The organism is Mesorhizobium sp. M7A.F.Ca.CA.001.08.2.1 (assembly GCF_003998455.1).
Taxonomy (GTDB): domain Bacteria; phylum Pseudomonadota; class Alphaproteobacteria; order Rhizobiales; family Rhizobiaceae; genus Mesorhizobium; species Mesorhizobium ciceri.
Genome location: NZ_RZPW01000699.1, coordinates 1 through 3,291 on the forward strand (window position 1 = coordinate 1; position 3,291 = coordinate 3,291).

The 3,291-nt window shown below is 61.4% G+C and carries 4 protein-coding genes; 3 read left to right on the forward strand and 1 reads right to left on the reverse strand.

The genetic code is table 11. The features are described from left to right. Positions 1-152 precede the first annotated feature (152 nt). Entirely contained in the window at positions 153-1,052 is a 900-nt protein-coding gene (locus tag EN914_RS29300) for a hypothetical protein (RefSeq protein WP_024503030.1), read from the forward strand. A gap of 38 nt (positions 1,053-1,090) precedes the next feature. Here the strand turns inward: EN914_RS29300 and EN914_RS29305 are convergent, their stop codons facing one another. Then, entirely contained in the window at positions 1,091-1,879 is a 789-nt protein-coding gene (locus tag EN914_RS29305) for a 3-hydroxybutyrate dehydrogenase (protein WP_024503029.1), read from the reverse strand. Positions 1,880-2,102: 223 nt separating this feature from the next. Here EN914_RS29305 and EN914_RS29310 point away from each other — a divergent pair, with 223 nt between their 5' ends. Further along, complete coding sequence (locus EN914_RS29310; RefSeq protein ID WP_024503028.1) at positions 2,103-2,849, forward strand: acetoacetate decarboxylase; 747 nt, start codon at positions 2,103-2,105, stop codon at positions 2,847-2,849. 47 nt (positions 2,850-2,896) lie between these two features. After that, positions 2,897-3,291: patatin-like phospholipase family protein (locus EN914_RS29315; RefSeq protein WP_206521649.1), on the forward strand; the 395-nt coding region annotated here is incomplete at its 3' end.

Sequence of the window (3,291 nt, forward strand, 5' to 3'; positions counted from 1 at the left end):
GTCCATCGCCGTAACGATCGCCATCACGGCGGCCATCTCCAGTGTGGAGAGCCCTACGGAGCTCGAGCACGCGCCGCCTCCACACCTGACTTGTGAGAAAGCAGGCTTCAGCCTAATAAAGCCACAGCTCATTTAGAGCCTGGGGGAATTGTATGAGCTGGAACCCGAGAAGGGTCCTTATCGATCTGCTGAACCAGAACCGGACTGTCAGAGCAGCCAAGGCATTGCGAAACGCCTTGATTGAACGCAACTTCCGTGGACGCGGTGTTGCGGAAGGCCTGAAATTCGCCGACGAAGTGCGGCGAACCGGTGGCCGGAGATTTTGTTTTGTCATTGCCTTCAATACCCCTTGGGTCATCGACGCGATGGCGCGCTCCTGGGAGCTGTATTCGTCCGGAATGACGCTGGTCGTTGTCGACAACTCTTCAAAGCAATCGGCTCGCACCCGTATCGAGGAAATCTGTCGAGCGCGAGGCGTCGCCTACTTCAGCTTGCCCCGAAACTGGGAGCGTCATCCTAACCGGTCGCACGGAACATCCATGAACTGGATCTTCCACAATATCATCCGGCCGATGCAGCCGGAGCTGTTCGGCTTTCTGGATCACGACTGCTTTCCGATCATCCCCGTGGACATTCCCGCGGCGATGGAAGGAAAAGTCGTCTATGGCTCAAAGCGCCGGTCAACTTCGGATCACCAAGCGTGGTTCTTGTGGGCAGGGTTCTGCTTCTTTCGCTTTAGCGCCCTGGAGAACGTGAACATGGACTTTCACCCCCGCTTCATCCACGGGATGGACACCGGCGGAGGCAATTGGGCTGGGCTCTATCGCCTGCTCGGCGAAAACGATGTCGTGGATGTGCCGGCCACTACGGCTCATCTGAACCTCGGCGAGGCCGACTCCGGTCATCAGATGTTGGGCAGCGCCTTTTTGCATATCGGCGGCGCTGGTTACCGGAAGTCGATTAACACCCAGCAATACCGGCGGCTGATCTCCAACTATGTTTGGGACACCTATCTGCACGGCGATCAGAACCGCCTCGTCAAAGAACTTTGACCAAGCTCAGGCTATAGCCTCTCTCAGCCTATAGCCGGCTACTGTGCCGTCCAGCCGCCGTCCATCGGCAAGGTGGTGCCGGTGACCTGCCTGGCCGCGTCCGAACACAGGAACAGCGTCAGCGCGGCGAGCTCGTCGACGGTGACGAATTCCTTGGTCGGCTGGGCGGCGAGCAGCACATCGTGCTTGACCTGTTCCTCGGTCATGCCGCGCGCCTTCATCGTGTCGGGAATCTGCCTTTCGACCAGCGGCGTCCAGACATAGCCCGGCGCGATCGCATTGACGGTGACGCCGTCGAGCGCTGCTTCGAGCGCTACCGTCTTGGTGAGGCCCGCAATGCCGTGCTTGGCCGACACATAGGCCGACTTGAACGGCGAGGCGACCAGAGCATGCGCCGAGGCGGTGTTGATGATACGGCCCCATTTGCGCGCCTTCATGCCCGGCAGTGCCGCCTTGATGGCGTAGAACGCGGCGAGCAGATTGATGCGGATGATGGCTTCCCACTTTTCATCGGGAAACTCCTCGATCGGCGCGACATGCTGGATGCCGGCATTGTTGACCAGGATATCGAGACTGCCGAAGGCAGCCTCGGCCTCATGCACCATGGCGCTGACCGCCGCGCCATCCATCATGTTGGCACCGGAATAGCGGCACTTGACGCCGAAATCCCTCTCGATGCCGGTGCGCTCCTGCTCGATGGCAGCCGCATCGCCAAGGCCGTTGATGGTGACATTGGCGCCTTCGGCGGCAAAGGCGCGGGCGATGGCCAGGCCGATGCCGCTGGTCGAGCCGGTGACGAGGGCGTTCTTCGAAGACAGGAAACCCATGATGATCTCGCAAGAGGTGGGAGGGAACGAACGGGGCCGCCTTTGTGCGCCGCACCATGACAGTGCCATAGCCATATGTCGGTGCGATTACAGGGTTGAAACGGCCGTCGACAGGCCCCTTGGGCGGCTGTCAGGCGGCTGACACGGCACTGTCATGGTGCCGTGCAACATAATCCGGAGCGCATTCGCGCAGTCATTCCTGAACCAGAATGGGGCTACAGCCTTGCAGATCGCCGATGTCGTGAAGCGCGCCTATGCGATGCCGCTGACCAACCCCTCCTTTCCGCCCGGGCCGTACCGTTTCTTCAACCGCGAATACGTTATCATAACCTACCGCACGACGCGTGAGGCGCTTCAGGCGGTGGTGCCGGAGCCGCTGGAGATCGACGAGCCGCTGGTCAAATACGAATTCATCCGCATGCCTGACTCGACCGGTTTCGGCGACTACACCGAGACCGGCCAGGTCATCCCGGTGCGCTACAAGGGCCAGCACGGCGCCTATGTCCATTCGATGTATCTCGACGACGACGCGCCGATCGCCGGCGGCCGCGAACTGTGGGGCTTTCCCAAGAAGCTTGCCAATCCCAAGATCGTGCATGAAGGCGAGGTCATCGTCGGCACGCTGCACTATGGCAGCGTTCTGTGCGCCACCGGCACGATGGGCTACAAGCACAAGGAAGCCGATCATGGCTCTGTCCTCGCTTCGCTGGCCGCGCCCAATTTCCTGATCAAGATCGTCCCGCATGTCGACGGCACGCCGCGCATCTGCGAACTGGTCCGCTACCACCTCACCGACATCACGCTGAAGGAAGCCTGGACTGCGCCCGCCGCGCTCGATTTGCGGCCGCACGTCATGGCCGACGTGGCGCGGCTGCCGGTGCTCGACATCGTATCCGCCGTCCACTTCACCGCCGACCTGACGCTTGGGCTGGGCGAAGTGGTTCACGATTATCTCGCCGACCGCACCTGAGCTGCACAAGCCTTTCAGAGCCCAAACAGAAGTCGGAGACCAAAGCCGTGCTCGAACGCAATCGCAACAAGGAGGCCACCGCCACCATCGCGGAGATCTCGGCGCAGTATGACCGCGTCGCGCTGGTGTTTCAGGGAGGCGGCGCGCTCGGCGCCTACCAGGCTGGGGTGTACCAGGCATTGGCAGAGGCCGGCTGCGAGCCGAGCTGGCTTTCCGGCGTGTCGATCGGCGCCATCAATGCGGCGATCATCGCCGGCAATGAGTCGAGCCGCCGGCTGCAGCGCCTCGAGCAATTCTGGCAGACGATTTCGGGTCGCAAGATCTGGGCCTATACGCCGGAAGGCGACATCTACCGTGATATCCGCAATCGCACCAGTTCGTGGATGACCATGGTCATGGGGCAGCCGGGCTTCTTCAAGCCGCGCAATCCTAACCCCTGGAT

Coding starts and splice junctions, on each gene's coding strand:
- EN914_RS29300 (WP_024503030.1), top strand. CDS start 153: ATGAGCTGGAACCCGAGAAGGGTCCTTATCGATCTGCTGAACCAGAAC.
- EN914_RS29305 (WP_024503029.1), bottom strand. CDS start 1,879: ATGGGTTTCCTGTCTTCGAAGAACGCCCTCGTCACCGGCTCGACCAGC.